An 18,627-nucleotide genomic window follows, 5' to 3' on the forward strand; every position below is an offset into this window, starting at 1 on the left:
TCACCGCTCAGTTCGCCGGGGTGAGCGGGCAGTCGCCGAGGCTCTCCAGGGTCTTGGTGACCCGGTCGTATGTCGTGGGGTTGCCGGCCTTGGTGGCCGGGGTGATCACGTGGCCGGCGAGGTTGACCTTGGTCGGCTGGTAGCTCGCCGTCGAGGAGACCGTGCCGTCCGCGTCCTTGGTCAGCGTCACGGTCACGTGGATGCCTTCTTGGGTTTGCGGGATGAGCGAGGAGTCGACGCTGGGGGACTGGTTGGACAAGAAGTTGCCGAGGCCATAGAAGACGTACTTGCCGTCGATCTGCGAGCAGGGCTGGACCCGGTGGACGTGGGTGCCGAGGATCACGTCGACCTCGGGAGATGTCAGCAGGGCCTTGGCGATCGAGGTCTGATCGGCGGTGGGCTCGGCGACATACTCCTGGCCCCAATGCATCGACACGACAACGAAATCCGCGCCATCGGCCTTGGCCTGCTTGGCGTCCTTGATGATGCCCTCGGCGGTCACCGCGGGCCAGAGCGACTCCGCCAGCCAGGGTGCTTCGGGCGGGACGTCGGTGTTGGGCCCCCAGTTGTTGTAGATCGTGTAGGTATAGGCCAGGTGGGCGATGCGGACGCCATGGCTTTCGTAGGTCCCGGTCTCCTTGGGGGAGGCCTCAGTGGCCCCCGGGGCGGCGAGCCCGAGGCCCGCGGTGTCGAAGACATTGATCGTGTCTGCGAGGCCGGCCAAGCCCATGTCCCACGTGTGATTGGACGCGAAATCGCAGCCCTCGTAGCCCGTGCTCTTGACGGCATCCGCGAGTTCGTGGGGGGTGTTGAAGACGAGGATGCCCGGCCGGCTCAGGTTGGTGTTCGTGGACGTGAGCGGAGTTTCCATGTGGCACAACGAGATATCGGCCGAGGAGATCAACTTCTTGACCTTGGCAAACATGGGCGAGAAGTCGTACTTCCCGGCGCGGCCGGCGTACGCCTCGGCGCTGCGGCGGACGGCGACATGGGTGAGCAGATCGCCGCTCGCGCCGATCGTGATGGTCTTCGGCGGGTCCGGAGTGGGGGTGGTCGTCGACGAGCTGCTGGCCGAGGTCGCGGAGCCGGTCGAGCTGGATGAGGCGCCGGGTTTCGTGACCGCAGAGGGGTCGCCGGAGCCGCCCGAACACGCCGCGAGCCCGGCAAGCCCGGTGAGCAGGGCGAGCGTCACCGCATGGCGTCGGCGGGCGGGCATACCCGTCAATTTACGGCGCCGACCTGGACGATCAGGGCAGCGACCCGGCCACCGCCTGAGCCGCCACCACGGCGCGGCGGATCAGGCGGCGAACTGCCAGGAGCGCTTCGACAGGCCGAACCAGAAGCCGTCGACGGCGCTCTCGTTGGCGATGCCGCCGCTCTCGTATGCCGCCCCGAGAGCGACATAGAGCGGCGCCCAGTGCTCGGTGCGCGGGTGCGCCTCGCGAGCGGCGGGCGCCCGGTCGGAGAACTGCAGCAGCGCGTCGAGGTCCTCATTGGCCATGGCCTCGGCCGCCCAGTGGTCGAACTCGACGGACGGCGCCGGCGCGGGGCCGTCGGCCGGCATACTCGGGTTGAACCAGCGCAGATTGTGGGTCGTGAAGCCGGAGCCGATGATCATCGCGCCCTCGTCGCGCAGCCGTGACAGGGCGCGGCCGAGCTCAAAAAGCGGGACCGGGTTGAGGGTCGGCAGCGAAAGTTGCAGGACGGGGATGTCCGCCTCGGGGTACATCTCCACGAGCGGGACATAGGCGCCATGGTCGAGGCCGCGGCTCTCGTCGCGGGCCACCTGGCCGCCGAGCAGCCGCGTGACATCGGCGGCGAGCTCCGGAGCGGTGGGGCTGTCGTAGGTGACCTCGTAGTACTTCTGCGGGAAGCCCCAAAAGTCATAGAGCAGCGGGGCCTTGGTCGCGGAGGCGCTGATCGTGACCGGCGCCGCCTCCCAGTGCGCCGAGACCATCAGGATGCTCTTCGGGCGCTCGAATCGGCTCGACCAGTCCCCCAGCTGGGCCGTCCACGTGGGGTCATCGGCAAGCGGCGGGGCGCCGTGGCTGAGATAGAGAATCGGGGCGCGATCGGTCATACGGCGAGCATATCGCAGGTTAGTTAAACTTTCAACCAACGATGGCGGTTCGACGGGACCCCCGGTGCCCGGTATACGGTGCATCCCGTTACCACCCGGCCGATCAGCGCTTAGGGCGGTCCGGGAAAGGTGAGTGAGGGTGTGGCCGGGCGCAAGCTCGTGATCGTGGAGTCGCCGAACAAGATCAAGAACATCTCGGCGTATCTCGGCCCCGACTTCGATGTCGAGGCCTCCGTGGGGCACATTCGTGACATCCCCACGCCCTCCGAGATGCCCGCGGAGATGAAGAAGGGGCCGTTCGGCAAGTTCGGCGTCGACATCGAGAACGACTTCGCGCCGTATTACATCGTTGATGCGGACAAGAAGAAGAAGGTCGCCGAGCTCAAGCGGCTGCTGAAGAATGCCGACGAGCTCTACCTCGCCACCGATGAAGACCGCGAGGGCGAGGCCATCGCCTGGCACTTGTATGAGGCGCTGCAGCCCAAGGTGCCCGTCAAGCGGATGGTCTTCAACGAGATCACTCGCGAGGCCATCCAGCGCGCCGTCACCAACACCCGCGAGATCGACAAGGATCTCGTCGACGCCCAGGAGACCCGGCGCATCCTCGACCGGCTTTATGGGTATGAAGTCTCGCCCGTCCTGTGGCGCAAGGTCCGGGCCGGCCTGTCCGCCGGCCGGGTGCAGAGCGTCGCGACCCGGATGGTCGTCGAGCGCGAGCGCGAGCGGATGGCCTTCCGGTCGGCGTCCTATTGGGATGTCGAGGCAGACTTCGCGACCGCCGCGCCGGAGGTCTTCGGGGCGCGACTCACAGCCGTTGACGACCGGCGCGTGGCCACCGGCCGCGACTTCGGCGATGACGGAAATCTCAACTCCCAGAAGGTGATCCATCTCGACGAGGCCGCGGCGCGCGCCATCGCCGACGGCGTGCGCACGGCTCCGGTGACCGTGACCTCGGTCCAGGACAAGCCGTATACCCGTCGCCCGTCGGCGCCCTTCATCACCTCGACGCTGCAGCAGGAGGCCTCGCGCAAACTGCGGCTCTCCGCCGCCGAAACCATGCGGGTCGCGCAGCGGCTGTATGAAAACGGCTTCATCACCTATATGCGGACCGACTCGACCGTCTTGTCGGAGTCGGCGCTCAGCGCCGCCCGCGCCCAGGCCCGGGAGATGTATGGCGCGGACCACGTCCCGAGCGAGCCGCGCCGCTATCGCTCGAGCAATCCCGGAGCCCAGGAGGCGCACGAGGCGATCCGGCCGGCGGGCGAGCGCTTCCGCAGCCCGGCGCAGGTGACGGGGCAGTTGCGCGGCGCGGAATTGGCGCTCTATGACCTGATTTGGAAGCGCACCGTCGCCTCGCAGATGGCCGATGCGGTCGGGTCGACGGCCACCGTGAAGGTGGGGGCTCGTCTCGCCGACGGGCGCGTCGCCGAGTTCAGCGCCTCCGGCACGGTCATCACCTTCCGCGGTTTCCTCGCGGCCTACGAGGAGGGCCGCGATGAGGAGGACACCCGCCGCAAGAAGGAGGCGAAGCTCGCCGCCCAGGAGGAGCGCCGCCTGCCGATCCTGGTCGAGGGCGAGTCGCTGACGACGCAGCGCGTCGAGGCGGACGGTCACGAGACCACGCCGCCGCCGCGCTACACCGAGGCCACCTTGGTGAAAGCCTTGGAGGAGAAGCGGATTGGCCGGCCCTCGACATACGCCTCCATCCTCGGGACCATCCAGGACCGGGGGTATGTCAGCAGCCAGGGCTCCGCGCTGGTGCCCTCCTGGCTCGCGTTTGCCGTGACCCGGCTGATGGAAGAGCACTTCTCGCGGCTCGTCGATTACGACTTCACCGCCTCGATGGAGTCCGACCTCGACGACATCGCCCGCGGGGACGCGCATCGCGTGGAATGGTTGCGCCGCTTCTATTTTGGCGACGAGGCGACCTCGGCCGAGGGCTTGCGTGATCTGGTCGCCGACCTCGGGGATATCGACGCCCGCGCCATCTCCACGATCGACATCGGCGACGGCATGGTCGTGCGCGTCGGTCGTTATGGGCCCTATGTCGAGGAGGTCGCGCCGGGTGGTGTCGACCCGACGACGGGTGAGATGGCCGAGGGCGCTGCGACCGCGCCGCGTCGCGCAACGATCGGTGATGAGGTCCCGCCGGCCGATCTGACGCCGGAGATGGCGCGCCAATTGCTTGAGGCGTCGGCGGACGACGGGCGCGAGCTGGGTGTCGATCCGGCCAGCGGTCATCCGATCGTCGCCCGGGCCGGGCGCTATGGCCCCTATGTCACCGAGGTGCTCCCAGACCCGCCGGCCGATGCGCCGCGGACCCGCAAGACGGCGGCCGTCAAGCCCCGCACGGCCTCGCTCTTTAAGGACATGGACCTCTCGACGATCGACCTCGAGACGGCGCTGAAGCTGATGAGCCTGCCGCGCATCGTCGGTGCGCACCCGGAGACCGGTGCCGAGATCACCGCTCAGAACGGCCGCTACGGGCCCTATCTGAAGATGGGCACCGACTCCCGCTCGCTGGAGACCGAGTCTCAGCTCTTCGACATCACGCTCGATGAGGCGCTGGCGATCTATGCCCAGCCCAAGACGCGGGGCCGGGCCGCCGCCAAGCCGCCGCTGAAGGAACTCGGCAACGACCCCGTCAGCGGCAAGCCGGTCACGGTCAAGGACGGCCGCTTCGGCGCGTATGTCACCGACGGCGAGACGAATGCGACGCTGCGCCGTGACGACGACCCGGAGACGATCACGCCCGAGCGGGGCTTCGAGTTGCTCGAAGAGAAGCGCGCCAAGGGCCCGACGACGCGCCGGGGCGCGAAGAAGACGACCCGGAAGTCACCGGCGAAGAAGGCACCGGCCAAGAAGACGACGCGCAAGGCGCCGGCGAAGAAGTAGCCGTCATGAATGTGGGCGTGCCACCTCATGTCGTCGTCCGGACCTTCGTGCAGCGCGGCCTGGTGCAGGTGCAGCCACCGCATCGCACGGTGGCGCAGCTGTGGGCGCTGAAGCGTTGGGGCTATGGCCTGGTGGGCAGCATCCGTTCTGCGGCAACGGTTTCCGGATCGCAGATCGCGCTGGTCGACGAGTCGCGCTCGCTGACCTATGCCGATGTGGTCACCCTCGGTGAGCGGCTGGCGGGCGTGCTGGTCGAGCGCGGGATCGGCCCGGGCACGGTCGTCGGGCTGCTCGCGCCCAATGGTGTCGACTTCGTCCTCGCCTGCTTCGCCGCCGAATCGCTCGGCTGCGATGTCGTGCTCGTCAATGCCGGCTTCACGCCCGAGCAGGTCACCCGCACGATCCAGCGGTATGCCGTGACCGCCCTCCTCGTGGACCCCGACCTCGCGAGCCTGGCCACCGGCGCGCCGGTGACCCACGACCTCGGCGAGCTGATCGGGGCGGCCGAGGGTCAGGCATACCCGCCGGCGCGGCCGCCTGCCCGGACGGGGCGCGCGATCGTGCTGACCAGCGGCACGACCGGCACCCCCAAGGGCGCTCCGCGGCGCCCGCCCGTCGGCGCCTCCACTTTGGTGACGATGATCGAGCGCATCCCGATGCGAAGGGGCGAGCGCGTCTTCCTCGGCGCCCCGCTCTTCCACACCTGGGGGCTGGCGGCGCTGCAACTGGCGATCGGCCTGCGGGCGACGATCGTGCTGCGGCGCCGGGCCGAGCCGTCGGCAACCCTTGCGCTCCTGGCGCAGGAGCGGATCCGCACGTGGATCTCGGTGCCGGTCATCGTCGATCGCGTGCTGCTCGCGCGGCGCGCCACGCCGACCGCGCTGCCCGACCTCGAGCTGATCGTCGTCAGCGGATCGGCGCTGCGGCCGGGTCTGAGCACCGAGGTGCTCGATGCCTTCGGGCCGGTGCTCTACAGCGTCTATGGCTCCACGGAGGCCTCCTGGGCCACCATCGCCACCCCGGCCGACTTCCGCGCCGATCCGGCCACCGCCGGCCGCCCGCCGGTCGGCACCCGGGTGGTCGTCGCCGATTCCGCGGGCCGGCCGGTGCCGGAGGGTGTCGAGGGCCGGGTCCTGGTCGGCAACGAGATGCTCTTCGAGGGCTATCTCGGCGTCGGCAGGCCCGAGATGCAGGACGGGCTGCTCGACACCGGTGACCTCGGCTTCTGGCGCGACGGCCGTCTGCGCGTCACCGGGCGGGCGGACCAGATGATCGTCTCCGGAGGCGAGAACGTCTATCCCCAGGAACTCGAGTTCGCCCTCCACGCCCTGCCCGGCGTGCGCGAGGCCGCCGCCGTCGGCGTCCCGGACGACACCTTTGGTGCTCGGCTGGTGGCGTATGTCGTCCCCGCCCCCGGCGCGTCGCTCACGCCGGCGGGCATCCAGCGCGCACTGCGCTCCGCCGTCGCCCGCCACGTCCGCCCGCGCGAGGTGTATGTCGTTCCCGACCTCCCGCGCAATGCCACCGGCAAGATCGACCTCACCGCCCTCCGCGCCCGCTGATCGCCTCCGTCAAAGTGACGATCTCGGCGCGAAGTCGTCACTTTGGGCTGACGTCGTCACATCAACCTGACGATCTGGGCCAAACCTGACGACCTCGGTGACCACGCTGATCCCGAAGGACGAGTTCCGGCGTGTCGCGGGATGCTCGGATGCGCTGCCCGGGCCACCCGCGCGCCCTGTGGACAAGGACGAAGGAGGTGCAGGATTCGGCGCCGGTGCGGAATCCTGCACCACGTGCAGCGCGAGCTTCCCGGGATGAGGGCCTGTCGGGGGTCGCGGATAGGGTGGCGGGCGTGGAAGCGGGCCTCTTCATCGCCTTCGAGGGCGGGGACGGCGCGGGCAAGTCGACCCAGGTGCGGCGGCTCGCGGCGGCCTTCGAGGCGGCCGGGCGCGAGGTCGTTGTCACGAGGCAGCCGGGCGGCACCCCACTCGGGCAGGCGTTGCGCGATTTGGTGCTGCACGGCGACCATATGTCGGCGCGCGCGGAGGCCCTGATCTTCGCCGCCGACAAGGCACAGCATGTCGAGGCGGTCATCCGGCCGGCCCTGGAGCGCGGCGCCGTCGTCATCACCGATCGGTATGTCGATTCCTCCATCGCCTATCAGGGCGCCGGCCGCGATCTGGGCGTCGAGGAGGTCCGGGCCCTGCAGATGTGGGCGGTGGACTCCCTTAGGCCAGGCCTGACGGTGATCGTCGACATCAGCGCCGAGGAGGGGCGGCGCCGGCGAGGTGCTGTCCACGATCGGCTGGAGTCCGAGGGCGATGCCTACCACGAGGCCGTCCGTCGCAACTTTCTCGACCTCGCCGCCGCCGAAGAGTGGCGCTATCTCGTCGTCGACGGCACGCACGATCCCGACGACGTGCACGAGCAGATTTGGGCGCGCTTGCGTCTGGGGCAGGAGGGGGTTCCCGGTGAGCGTCTGGCGTGAAGTCGTCGGCCAGGAACCGGCGCTCGCGATCCTCACCAAGGCGGTGGCTGACCCTGCAGCGCTGACGCACGCCTGGCTCTTCACCGGCCCGCCCGGGTCGGGACGCTCGGTCGCGGCCCGCGCCTTCGCCGGTGCGCTGCTCTGTCCTCAAGGAGGCTGCGGCGAGTGCCGCGAATGCCGCACGGCGGTCGACGGCACGCATGCCGATGTCGACATCGTCGCGACCGAGGGGCTCTCGATCAAGGTCGACCAGGCCCGCGACCTGGTCCAACTCGCCGCCCGACGGCCGTCCGTGGGGCGCTGGCGCATCATCATCGTCGAAGACGCCGACCGCCTGACTGAGCACTCCGGCAATGGCCTGCTCAAAGCCATCGAAGAGCCGACCGCCCGCACGATCTGGGTCCTGTGCGCCCCAAGCGTCGAGGACGTCTTGATCACCCTCCGCTCGCGCTCGCGCCAGGTCCGGCTGCGTACCCCGCCCGTCGAGGCCGTTGCTGCCCTGCTCGTCGAACGCGATGGAATCGACCCGGCGATGGCCCGGTATGCCGCCCGCGCCGCCCAGTCCCATGTCGGCGTCGCCCGCCGGCTGGCCCGCGACGAGGGCGCGCGCATCCGGCGTCGTCAGGTCATCACGATGCCGATGCGGATCTCCGGCGTCGGCGATGCGATCGGCGCCGCCTCGGATCTGATGGCGATCGCCGAGGAGGAAAAGGAGGGCGCGCTGACCGAACGCAATACGGCGGAGAAGGAGCGCCTGCTCGCGACTCTCGGTGCCGACCCGGCCGCCCGCACCCAGCCACCCCACATACGCAGCCAGCTCGCGGCGCTGGAGAAGGAACAGAAAACGCGCGCCACCCGCTTCACCCGCGATGTCGTGGACCGCACCCTGGTGGACCTGCTCTCCGCATACCGCGACGCCCTGGTGCTGCGCACCCAGGCCCCGGTCGCGCTGGTCAATGAGGACACGATGGACACGGTCAGCGGCTTGGCCCGCGCCTTCGGTGCCGACGGCCTGCTGCGCGCCATGACGGCCATCGGCACCGCGCGGGAGCGGATCGCCGCCAACGTCCCGCCGCTGCTCGCCCTCGAGGCGATGGCGATCTCGCTGCGCGTGCCTCGCTGAGCGGTATACCCCGGCCCAGCCCCCGAGCCGAGCGGCTCTTCTGAGTGGGAGCGGGGCTATATCCCCGTTCGCACGCACAAAGCCCGCTCCGCTCGGCAGGACCCCGCTCGCGTGCGCGAACCCCGCTCGCGTGCGCGAACCCCGCTCCGCTCGGGCGGGGCGTCATACCGAATCGTCACCGAACCCGGGCACATCGTTATCCCGGTGCGACCTGACGCGCGGGGTCGCCCAAGATTCGTCCGTTAACTTCGGGGTATGCCGCCGCGCCCCGCCCGTGCCCGCCGCGCCCTCGTCGGCGCGGCCGTCGTGGCGCTCGCCGCAACCGGATGCTCGGTGCCCAATCCGTTCGACCGGGGCAGCAGCGTCACGAGCACCCCGCTCGCGACGAGCGAGAAGGTGCCGCAGGGCCAGCAGGCGCTGGAGCGCTTCTACACGCAAGAGATCACCTGGACCGAGTGCGGCGGCCCCAAGTGCGGCAAGCTCACGGTCCCGATCGACTACAGCAAGCCCGATGGCGCAACCATCCAGCTCAGCGTCCTGAAGGTCGAAAAGCGCGGTTCCGGTGCCAAGGCCGGCTCGCTCGTCGTCAATCCTGGCGGGCCGGGCGGCAGCGGCGTCGACTACGCAAAATATGCCGACTTCATCGTCGGCACACCGGTGCGCAAGGCGTATGACGTGGTCGGCTTCGACCCGCGCGGCGTGCAATCCTCAGCCCCCATCGAGTGCGTCCAGCCCGCCCAGATGGACACCTTCCTCGGCCAGGACCCGACCCCTGACGATGCGGCCGAGCGCGACCAGGCCGTCAAACTCGCCAAAGACTTCGGCGCCTCCTGCGAGAAGAACGCCGGCGCGCTCCTGGGGCACGTCTCGACCGTCGAGGCGGCCAAGGACATGGACATCCTGCGAGCAGTGCTCGGCGATGCGAAGCTGAACTATCTCGGCAAGTCCTATGGCACCTATCTCGGGGCTACCTATGCCGGCCTCTTCCCTGCCCGCGTCGGCCGTTTCGTCCTCGATGGTGCGCTCGCGCCCGATCTGAGCGCCGAGGAGGTCGCGATCGGGCAGGCGCGCGGCTTCGACACGGCCACCAAGGCGTGGGCGGCCGATTGCGTCGACCAAGGCAAGTGCCCGCTCGGGTCGAGCACCGAGCAGGTCATGACCAAGTTGGCCGCGCTGCTCGCCACCCTCGACAAGACCCCCGCGACGGTGTCGGGTGACGCGCGCATCACGAAGCTCACCGAGGGCTGGGCGTCCTATGGCGTGGCCGCCGCGATGTACGACCAGGGCATGTGGTCCCAGCTCACCGACGCCCTGCGCGCCGTCGTCGACAGCAATGACGGCAGCGGCCTGATGGAGCTCGCCGATGCGTATGCCGAGCGCAACAGTTCCGGCTCCTATACCGGCAACATGATGCAGGTCATCTATGCCGTCAACTGCCTCGATTCGCCAGACAGCAAGGATGTCGCGGTCTATGAGGCCCGCGAGAAGAAGGCTGCCGAGCAGGCGCCGCTCTTTGGCCGACTGCTCGCCTGGTCCGGTCTGACCTGCGGATATTGGCCGATCCAGACGCAAAACACGCCAGCGAAGATCACCGCCTCCGGCTCGGGCCCGATCGTCGTTGTCGGCACGACCCGCGACCCGGCGACGCCCTACGAATGGGCCGTCCGCCTCGCCGACCAACTCGCCTCCGGCGTCCTGGTGACGATGGACGGGGACGGCCATACGGCATACATGCGGGCCAATAGCTGTATCGACAATGCCATCAACGACTACTACGTCAAGGACAAGGTCCCCGCCGACGGCCTGTCCTGCTGACGCCGGTCACCAACAGCGAAAGCCCCCGCGCTCCAAGGAGTTCGGGGGCTTTGCGTCTGAGCCGCTTGTCGGAATCGAACCGACGACCTATTCATTACGAGTGAATCGCTCTGGCCGACTGAGCTAAAGCGGCGATGCGCCGATGGCGCCCATGCAGTATAACGTAAGAGCGAGCAGCGCGCCCAATCGCGATTGCCGTCCCAGACCGAGGGGGGAGTGGGTATGCCGAAGCGCCCGTCGCCGGTCCCCGGCGACCCGCGGGGGACGCCGATTGAGGTGGCGTATGGCAGCCTTCCCAGCCAGTCGGGCGCCTCGGGAATGAGCCGCCTCACCCCGGTGCCACCACCGCCCGGTCGTCGGGGACCGATCCGCCGGGTCAAGGATTGGTGGTCAGCCAAGAGCCCTCGCACGCGCTTCGTCGCTCCGCTCGCCGCGCTGACGGTTGTGGCGGGCGCGGCGGCATATCCCGGCACCACCTTGCTCATGCCCGCTCGCAACTCGGGGCCCTTGGAGTTCGGCGGCGGTGGGGCCGGCATTTGCATGAGCACCGTGCCGGTCGGTCGGGTGATCACGGTTGGCGAGGCGGTTATGCGCAACCGGTCGCCGAAGGGCCTGGAAATCCTGCACGCGGAATTCGCGGAGGCATCGGGGATGGAGATCACCGGCGTCTTCGTCGTGCCCATGACGAAGGTCGGCGACGGCGGGAGGCTCGTCGGCACGGCGCCGACCTTCCCGCCCCCCGAGGACCAGGGCCATCCCATGATCCAATGGGACCGCGCGCACGGACTCCCGGTCACCTTGCCGCCGGGCGAGGACATCGAGCAGGTCGCCTTCGCCGTCCGGATCACGCAGCCTCATGCCTGGGCGAAGAGCGTCGTGATCACCTACCGCTCTGGCTGGTACAAGCACCGGGTGAGTAACCAGATGGAGTACGGCACCTCGGATGGCGACGACTGCATGACGCCGAGCGACATGCGCAATGGCGATTAGTGCTGACAAAAGAGGCTGGCGGGGGCGCGGGCCTCAGGCCGGCGCCCCCGCCTCATCGTCCGGCAACCTCGAGGACAATCCCGAAGGATTGGCTCCCACCTCGCGTCGACACACAGACGATGTGTAGAGGGAAACTACCCTGTCCGGGAGCCTCAAGGGCTCTTTTCGACGCAAATCGGTCGAGTAATCTCGACCACTCAGCGCGTTCGAACTGAGTAATTACTGTTTTCCCGCATAGCAAATCACACGCTGCAACCCCCCGTCCAGTCGCACGAACTGACGTCATACGGGTGCTTTCTGTGGGCAAATGGTCCAGGTCGCTCCGCGCCATAAGATCTTGGGCATGGTCACCGCCCAGCGTCCGAGTGCCCTCATCACCGGCGGCGGCACCGGCATCGGAGCCGCGTGCGCCGAGCGTCTGGCAGGCATGGGGTTTGATGTCATTCTTGCTGGCCGACGCTTCGAGCCCCTGGCCCAGGTCGCCGCCCGGATTGGCGCGGCCGCCTCGACCCTGATCCTCGATGTCGCCGACGCCGACGCGGTGTCTGCAGCGCTGGCACACCTCCCGCAGCTCGATGTGGTCATCAATAACGCCGGCGGCGCGCTGGGGCTCGCGCCGATCAGCGAGGCCGATGACGAGCAGTGGCGCGCCATGTTCGAGGTCAACGTCCTCGGGACCGTGCACATCGTGCGGGCTGCGCTCCCGCTCCTGCGGCGCTCGCCGCGCGCCACGATCATCGACATCAGCTCGACCGCGGGAGAGATTGTCTACGAAGGCGGCGCCGGGTATGCCGTGGCCAAGCACGGGACCTCCGTCATCTCCGAAACCCTGCGGTTGGAGTTGTCCGGCACCCACATCCGGGTCACCGATATCCGCCCGGGCATGGTGGCGACCGATGGGTTCGCGCTGACCCGATTCGGCGGCGACGCCGAGCGCGCCGCCAGCGTGTATGCCGGAGTCGACCGGCCGCTCGTCGCCGACGATGTCGCAGCCTGCGTGGAGTTCGTCGTCGGCCTGCCGCAGCACGTCAATATCGATGTGCTGACGGTCCGCCCGGTCGCCCAGGCGGCCCAGCACAAGACCCATCGCGGCCCGATCGACTGGCAAACCGGCTGATCAGCGGGCCTTTCCGGCCGCCGAAGGCGCCGCACGACCTGCCCGCGCAACGCGGCCGCGCGCATTCGTTATTGCTTCGTTATCCCGTCGGTCACCTGGCCGCTGGGCTGCGAAAAAACATCCGTGTCATTCCGGATCAGCGCCCGTAGTGAGGGCACAGCAGGATGTTTGCTGTGACGGATGTGACGTGTGGTATCAGGCGTCAGTACCCTGACTGGCGCGTAATGCCCCACCCCCAGGAGCGAGAACCATGCCCGTCCGGCCGACGACGCGCCCGCGCGCCCGCCTTCGGGCCTCCCAGGTGCTGGGTGGGGGAGCCGTCATCGGCGCGCTGGTCCTGGGGTCCGCATACTCCGCCCACGCCGAGCCCCAGGGCCCGAGCCAGGAGCAGGTCGACAACGCGAAGGCCGATGTCGCTATGGCCGGCCAGGAGGCCGCCGCGGTAGATCAGCAGTATGCCGCCGCCGCCGCCGCGCTCGTCGGCCTGCGCCAGCGGGCTGCCGCCTTTGCCGAGGCGGCCAATGGCGCGAAGTGGGAGCTTGAGCAGGCGACCATCGCCGCAGCCGAGGCCCGCCGCGCCGCCAATGCGGCCCACGCTGGGGCGACGAGCGCGCGTGCCGACCTGCGCGCCTATGCGGCGGCCATCTATCAGCAAGGCGGCACCCTCGCCACCTTCGCGCCGATCCTCGATGCCGGCGACCCCCAGGAACTCATCGACCGCGCCAGCGCCCTCGAACTGGTCGGCGCCCGTCAGGACGACCGTCTGACCGACGCTTTGCAGGTCAGCGGCACCGCGGAGAGCCTGGAACGCGCAGCGGCTTCAGCCGAGACCGCTCGTGCGGCCGCATCGGACAAGGCCGCCCGTGCCGATCGGATCGCCCGTGACGAACTCGCGATGGCCGACGCGCAAGCCTCACGCCTTTCCTCCCAGCGCACCAGCCTCGCGCAGCGTCTTGCGACCTTGCGCGACACCAGCGCGCGATTGGAGAAGCAGCGCCTGGACGCGATTGCCAAGGCGGCCGAGGCCCAGGCGGAGCAGAACGCCCCGGCGGACACCGATCCCGCGCCGACGACACATACCTCCAGCTCCACGACGACGCAGACGCCCACGGGCACCTCCACGTCCCATCCGACGTCGTCGAGCACGACCACCCGGCCCACGTCGACCTCCACCTCGACCAGGCCCACGTCGACAAGCACGACGACCCGCCCGACCAGCACGTCGACGACGACCCGCCCGACGAGCACCTCGACCACCCCGACCTCAACGACCACCACGCCGAAATCGACCAGCACTTCGACCCCCGCGCCGCCCCCTCCGGCCACGGGCGCGGCGGCGGCCATCGCCTACGCGCAGGCCCAAATCGGCAAGCCCTACGAATGGGGCGCCGAGGGCCCGGACACCTTCGACTGTTCAGGGTTGACGATGATGGCGTGGCGGCAGGCCGGGGTCTATCTCTCGCACTACACCGGCGCGCAGTGGGCCGAGACCTCGCGCGTCTCCATCGACCAACTCGCCCCTGGGGACCTGGTCTTCTTCGGCTCCTCCGGCCCGACCAGCCACCATATGGGCTTGTATGTCGGCGGCGGCCAAATGATCGAAGCGCCCTACACCGGGGCCTACGTCCGCTATGCCTCGATCTACCGCTCGGATCTGCTGCCGTATGGCGGCCGGGTCGGCTGACCCGACCGCCATCACGCCTGGCTCAGTCGTCGGTTAGCGGGTTTTCCTTGGTCGCGAGATTGCGCCCAACGCGCGCTGATTCCTCGCGGGCCTGATCAGAGGAGCTGACCGGGTCAGCCTGCGAGCGCGACTCGTGGGTCGGCATACGCCAGCGGGCGGTCGTCATTCCGGCGTCCTTGGCGCGCTGAATCGCCTCCAAGACGGTCTGCTCCGCCTCCTCGCGGCCGGTCCAGTGCGCCCCTTCGACGGACTTGCCGGGCTCGAGATCCTTATAGGTCTCGAAAAAGTGCTGGATCTCCAGGACGTCGAACTTGCTGACGTGCTCCAACTCGGTGATGTGGTTCTGCCGGGGGTCACCGGCCGGGACACAGAGCAGCTTGTCGTCGCCGCCGGCCTCATCCTTCATCCGGAACATCCCGATCGGCCGGGCTCGCACCAGGCAGCCGGGCCACGTCGGCTCGGCGAGCAGGATGAGCGCATCGAGCGGGTCGCCGTCCTCGCCGAGCGAGTCCTCGACATAGCCATAATCGGCCGGATAGGCCATCGACGTGAACAGCAGCCGGTCGAGCCGGATCCGCCCGGTCTCATGGTCGACTTCGTACTTGTTGCGGGCACCCTTCGGGATCTCCACGGTCACGTCGAACTCCACGGCTCCTCCTTCGTCAATGAACTAGTCTCCGGGGGACAGTGTTCCGTATGGCGCGCCCCCGGCGCACGGGAGGGGGCGGCGAGGTGCGCAAACCGATCATCGGCCTTGTCGCGGCCGTGCTCGCCCTGGGTGGTTACGCCACCGCGGATGTGTATGACCGTGTGCCTGGCATCCTCACCCTCGACCGGCCGACGCCGCTGCCGGCCCCGACGACGCCCGGGCCGAGCCCGACGCCGGTGCCTCTTCCAAGCCCCGCCTCGGCCCTGCCGTTGTTGGCGCCCATGGCTGCGGATGCTCCCGAGCCGAGCCAGAGCAAGCTCAAGGCCGCGCTCGACGCGGCCTTCGCTGACCCCGCCCTCGGGAATTCGCTCGGGGTGAGCGTGCGCGATGTCGCGACCGGGAAGGCGTTGTATGCCCGCGACGGCGCCACCCCCCGCGTAGTCGCCTCGGCGCAGAAAATCTTGGCCGCCGCGGCGATCACCAGCGAACTCGACCCCCACGAGACGATGTCGACGAGTGTTCGTCTCGAAGCGCCGGGCGAACTCGTCCTCGTCGCGGGCGGCGACACCCTGCTCGCCGAGGGCAAGGGTGACCCGGAGGCGGTCGCGGGCCACGCCGGTTTGGCCGATCTGGCCGAGCAGGTCGCAACCGGGTTGCCAGCCGGCACGCCCTCGAAGGTCACGCTTCGCCTGGACATGACCTATGCAGCGGGGCCCGGCTATCCGGACACCCCGGCATACCCTCCGGGCTGGGCTCCGGGCGATGTGGCGCTGGGGTTCACGCAGAGCGTCGCGATGATCGGCTTGGCGAAGGATCGCCCCAAGCCCTATGTGCCCTCGCCAATTGACCCAGCGGCTGCCGTGCTCAAGGCCTTCGCCGGCGAGCTGACGACGGCCTTCGGGGCCAGCGGGCCCGCGGTGACGGTCACGGACGACCCGGCGACCCGCGCCGAGCCGGTTCCAGCGGAGGCGACGCTGCTTGGGGAGGTGCGTTCGGCGGCATACCAGGACGTCCTGGCCCTGGCCTTGGATGAGAGCGACAACGCCCTGACAGAAAATCTCGCCCGGCAGGCAGCCTCCAGGCGGGCGGCGATGGCTCGTTCTCCGGCAATGCTCGCTTCGTGACGGACCGGCTCGCCACGCTCGGCTTCGACACCTCGGCGACCACCTTGAAAGACACCTCCGGCCTGAGCGCGGGCCAGAGCACCACGGTTGACCTGCTGGGGGAGGTGACCGCCGCCGGCTTGAGCGGCAAACTGCCCGGGCTGGGCGAGGCGCTGGCGCGGCTGCCGGTGGCCGGCCTAGACGGCACTTTGCACGATCGTTTCCTGACTGGCCCGGCCCATGACGCTGCCGGGATCGTTCGCGCAAAGACCGGCACTTTGACGGGGGTCTCCTCGCTGGTCGGGACGACCGTGGACGCCGACGACCGCCAGCTGATGTTCGTCGTCGTCGCGGACCGGGTGCCCGCCTCCAGTGGAACACTGGCCGCCCGAGGCGCGTTGGACAGGGCCATTGCGGTGCTCACAGCGTGTGGGTGCCGATGAGCGCCAGGCACGAGAGGGCAGCCGACATGACCGACCACCCGCAGGATGCCGTCTCGCCGAGCGAGTCCAGGGGCCAGGAGCCCATTCCCACGGAAGCGGGCGAGGGCAAAAGTTTCGTCGACTGGGAGTTCGCCAAGGCCACCGGGCGCCGTCTGGTGTCCGCCGGTCCGGCCGTCAGCGCCGCCGAAGCTGCGGACATCGTCGCAGCCATCCGGCAGGCCGCGGCGGACGCCCAGGCACCGGTCGCCGAGACCTCCCGGATGGATGCCCCGGGTATGGCGCCCCCCGCCCTCGTCGTGGATCGACCGCGGTGGATCGAGCTCAATATTGACTCGATGGCAGCGCTCATGACGCCGGTCTTTGCCAAGGTCGCTGCCGACCGCAAGATGAGTGCCACGGCTCCTGGCATGGGGGTTGGGGCGAAGATCACCGGCGCCGAGTCCGGTGCGCTGATGGCGTTCATGGCGAGCAAAGTTCTCGGGCAGTACGACCTCGCGCCCCAGGGCACGCCGCGCCTGCTGCTCGTCGCCCCGAACCTGGTGCACGTCGAGCGCGAGTTGGAGGTCGACGCCGCCGACTTCCGGGCCTGGGTGTGTATGCACGAGGAGACGCACCGGATCCAGTTCACCGCTGTTCCGTGGTTGCGCGAGCACATGATCCACCGCGCCACCACCCTCGCCGGCGAGCTCACCCCGACCCCGAGCGAACTCGCCGAGCGGATGCAACAGGTCCTCAAGCGGTTGCCCGAGGCCCTCGGCAGCGGCGGCGGCGGACTCGCCGAGCTTTTCGCGACCCCCGAGCAGCGGGCCAAGATCGCCGAGGTCACGGCGATCATGAGCCTGCTCGAGGGCCACGCCGATGTCGTCATGGACGATGTCGGTCCGAAGGTCATTCCGAGCGTCACGGAGATTCGCGCCAAGTTCACCGAGCGCCGCAAGGGCGCCGGAGCCGCGGACAAATTGCTGCGCCGGCTGCTCGGCCTGGAGGCCAAGATGGCGCAATATCGCGACGGGGCCAGCTTTGTTCGTGGCGTCATGGACCAGATCGGCGTCGACGGCTTCAATGCCGTGTGGACCTCCCCGGAGACGCTGCCCTTGCCGGCCGAGATCCTCGACCCCGCCGCCTGGGTCCGCCGCGTCCACGGCTGACAGCGCCCACTTCCAGGTTTTCTCCCACAGCCGGCGTCGCGGCCGCCGCACCAGGCCGAGTCCGCCGCCGACGTGGACGACGACGCTGACTCTGCCTTTAGTCTCGGGCCATGAAAGAGCCGGCGAGTATGGCGGTGCGCGGCGCCGTCCGGGCCGCGCTCGATGATCTTCCGGATGGCTCGTCTGTGCTGGCCGGGGTGTCCGGCGGCGCTGACTCCCTCGCGCTCGCCGCCGCGCTCGCCTGGGTCGCGCAGCGCCAGAACCTGCGCGCTGGGGCGGTGTGCGTCGATCACGGCCTGCAGGCGGGCTCGGCTCAGGTCGCCGCTGCCGCGGCCGAGGTATGCCGTGGCCTCGGCCTCGATCCCGTCGAGGTCGTGCCCGTCGAGGTGGCCGGCGACAGCCGGGAGGGGCCCGAAGCGGCGGCCCGCCGGGTGCGCTATCAGGCGCTAGCGGCGTCGGCCGACCGGCACGGGGCGGCGGCGGTGCTGCTCGGGCATACCCGTGATGACCAGGCCGAACAGGTCTTGCTCGGGCTCGTGCGCGGCTCCGGCGTGCGCTCGCTCGCCGGCATTCCGCCGCGCCGCGGCCAGGTGCGGCGCCCGCTGCTGCAGATCACCCGGGAGCAGACTGAGGCGTCCTGCGCTGAACTGGATCTGACCCCGTGGCGCGACCCGCACAATGACGATGACGCCTTCACGCGCGTCCGGGTCCGGCGCGCACTGCGGGACTTGGAGTCGGACCTCGGGCCGGGCATCCGGGATGCCTTGGCCCGCACCGCCGAGCAGGTTCGCGCCGACGCCGACCTGCTCGATAAGCAGGCCGATGACGCGGCCCGCCATCTGGGGGCGCCGCCGTGGTCGGTGGGGAAGCTCACGGCATACCCCGACCCCATCCGGACCCGGCTGTGGCGACGGCTGCTGATCGCGGCGGGGGCGCCAGCGGGGCAGGTGAGCTCACGGCATACCGACGAATGCGACCGGCTGGTGACCGCCTGGCACGGCCAAGGACCGATCCACGTCCCCGGCGGCTTGCTCGTCCGATCGACCGGCGAGGTCGTGCGCGTCGAGCGCTATGGGGTTAACTAAAGCC

The 18,627-nt window shown here is 69.5% G+C and carries 15 protein-coding genes and 1 tRNA gene; 12 read left to right on the top strand and 4 right to left on the bottom strand.

Annotated elements, in window-relative coordinates; translation table 11 throughout:
* Positions 1–7 precede the first annotated feature (7 nt).
* Entirely contained in the window at positions 8–1,216 is a 1,209-nt protein-coding gene (locus ABD225_RS01160; protein ID WP_344080040.1) for a CapA family protein, read from the bottom strand.
* An 81-nt stretch (positions 1,217–1,297) separates the two neighbouring features.
* Positions 1,298–2,080, bottom strand: a complete 783-nt coding sequence (locus tag ABD225_RS01165; RefSeq protein WP_344080043.1) for a dioxygenase family protein — start codon at positions 2,078–2,080, stop codon at positions 1,298–1,300.
* A 141-nt stretch (positions 2,081–2,221) separates the two neighbouring features.
* On the opposite strand from ABD225_RS01165, the gene topA reads away from it, so the two are divergent.
* From topA to ABD225_RS01190, 5 genes are all read left to right on the top strand, one after another.
* On the top strand, positions 2,222–4,975 hold the full coding sequence (gene topA, locus ABD225_RS01170; RefSeq protein ID WP_425564296.1) for a type I DNA topoisomerase: 2,754 nt from the start codon (positions 2,222–2,224) through the stop codon (positions 4,973–4,975).
* Positions 4,976–4,980: 5 nt separating this feature from the next.
* Entirely contained in the window at positions 4,981–6,537 is a 1,557-nt protein-coding gene (locus tag ABD225_RS01175; protein ID WP_344080049.1) for an AMP-binding protein, read from the top strand.
* 293 nt (positions 6,538–6,830) lie between these two features.
* Entirely contained in the window at positions 6,831–7,466 is a 636-nt protein-coding gene (tmk, locus tag ABD225_RS01180; protein WP_344080051.1) for a dTMP kinase, read from the top strand.
* Positions 7,450–8,589: a DNA polymerase III subunit delta' gene (locus tag ABD225_RS01185; protein WP_344080053.1), complete on the top strand. Its 1,140-nt coding sequence runs from the start codon at positions 7,450–7,452 to the stop codon at positions 8,587–8,589. The genes tmk and ABD225_RS01185 overlap by 17 nt, the downstream gene beginning before the upstream one ends.
* 255 nt (positions 8,590–8,844) lie before the next feature.
* On the top strand, positions 8,845–10,404 hold the full coding sequence (locus ABD225_RS01190; RefSeq protein ID WP_344080055.1) for an alpha/beta hydrolase: 1,560 nt from the start codon (positions 8,845–8,847) through the stop codon (positions 10,402–10,404).
* Between the two features lie 59 nt (positions 10,405–10,463).
* On the opposite strand, the gene ABD225_RS01195 is transcribed toward ABD225_RS01190, so the two are convergent.
* Positions 10,464–10,537: transfer RNA gene (locus tag ABD225_RS01195), tRNA-Thr, on the bottom strand.
* Between the two features lie 89 nt (positions 10,538–10,626).
* Here ABD225_RS01195 and ABD225_RS01200 point away from each other — a divergent pair.
* The 3 genes from ABD225_RS01200 to ABD225_RS01210 all read left to right on the top strand — a co-directional run bounded on the left by ABD225_RS01200 (position 10,627) and on the right by ABD225_RS01210 (position 14,195).
* Entirely contained in the window at positions 10,627–11,394 is a 768-nt protein-coding gene (locus ABD225_RS01200) for a hypothetical protein (protein WP_344080057.1), read from the top strand.
* Positions 11,395–11,737: 343 nt separating this feature from the next.
* The gene (locus tag ABD225_RS01205) at positions 11,738–12,511 is read left to right on the top strand and encodes an SDR family oxidoreductase (protein WP_344080060.1); all 774 of its coding nucleotides are present in this window, start codon (positions 11,738–11,740) and stop codon (positions 12,509–12,511) included.
* A 250-nt stretch (positions 12,512–12,761) separates the two neighbouring features.
* On the top strand, positions 12,762–14,195 hold the full coding sequence (locus ABD225_RS01210) for a C40 family peptidase (RefSeq protein WP_344080063.1): 1,434 nt from the start codon (positions 12,762–12,764) through the stop codon (positions 14,193–14,195).
* 22 nt (positions 14,196–14,217) lie between these two features.
* On the opposite strand, the gene ABD225_RS01215 is transcribed toward ABD225_RS01210, so the two are convergent.
* Positions 14,218–14,844 carry an inorganic diphosphatase gene (locus ABD225_RS01215; RefSeq protein WP_344080066.1) on the bottom strand — a complete coding sequence of 209 codons (627 nt, stop codon included), beginning with the start codon at positions 14,842–14,844 and terminating at the stop codon, positions 14,218–14,220.
* A 47-nt stretch (positions 14,845–14,891) separates the two neighbouring features.
* Between ABD225_RS01215 and ABD225_RS01220 the strand changes: the two genes are divergently transcribed.
* The 4 genes from ABD225_RS01220 (at position 14,892) to tilS (ending at position 18,623) form a co-directional block, all read left to right on the top strand.
* Complete coding sequence (locus ABD225_RS01220; RefSeq protein WP_344080069.1) at positions 14,892–15,968, top strand: D-alanyl-D-alanine carboxypeptidase; 1,077 nt, start codon at positions 14,892–14,894, stop codon at positions 15,966–15,968.
* Positions 15,965–16,390 carry a D-alanyl-D-alanine carboxypeptidase gene (locus tag ABD225_RS01225; protein ID WP_344080072.1) on the top strand — a complete coding sequence of 142 codons (426 nt, stop codon included), beginning with the start codon at positions 15,965–15,967 and terminating at the stop codon, positions 16,388–16,390. The genes ABD225_RS01220 and ABD225_RS01225 overlap by 4 nt, the downstream gene beginning before the upstream one ends.
* 26 nt (positions 16,391–16,416) lie before the next feature.
* Entirely contained in the window at positions 16,417–17,538 is a 1,122-nt protein-coding gene (locus ABD225_RS01230; protein ID WP_344080075.1) for a zinc-dependent metalloprotease, read from the top strand.
* A gap of 110 nt (positions 17,539–17,648) precedes the next feature.
* Positions 17,649–18,623, top strand: coding sequence for a tRNA lysidine(34) synthetase TilS (gene tilS / locus ABD225_RS01235; RefSeq protein ID WP_344080078.1), 975 nt, complete (start codon positions 17,649–17,651; stop codon positions 18,621–18,623).
* The last annotated feature ends 4 nt before the right edge of the window (positions 18,624–18,627 follow it).

The organism is Nostocoides veronense (genome assembly GCF_039531185.1).
GTDB classification, from domain to species: Bacteria; Actinomycetota; Actinomycetes; order Actinomycetales; family Dermatophilaceae; genus Nostocoides_A; species Nostocoides_A veronense.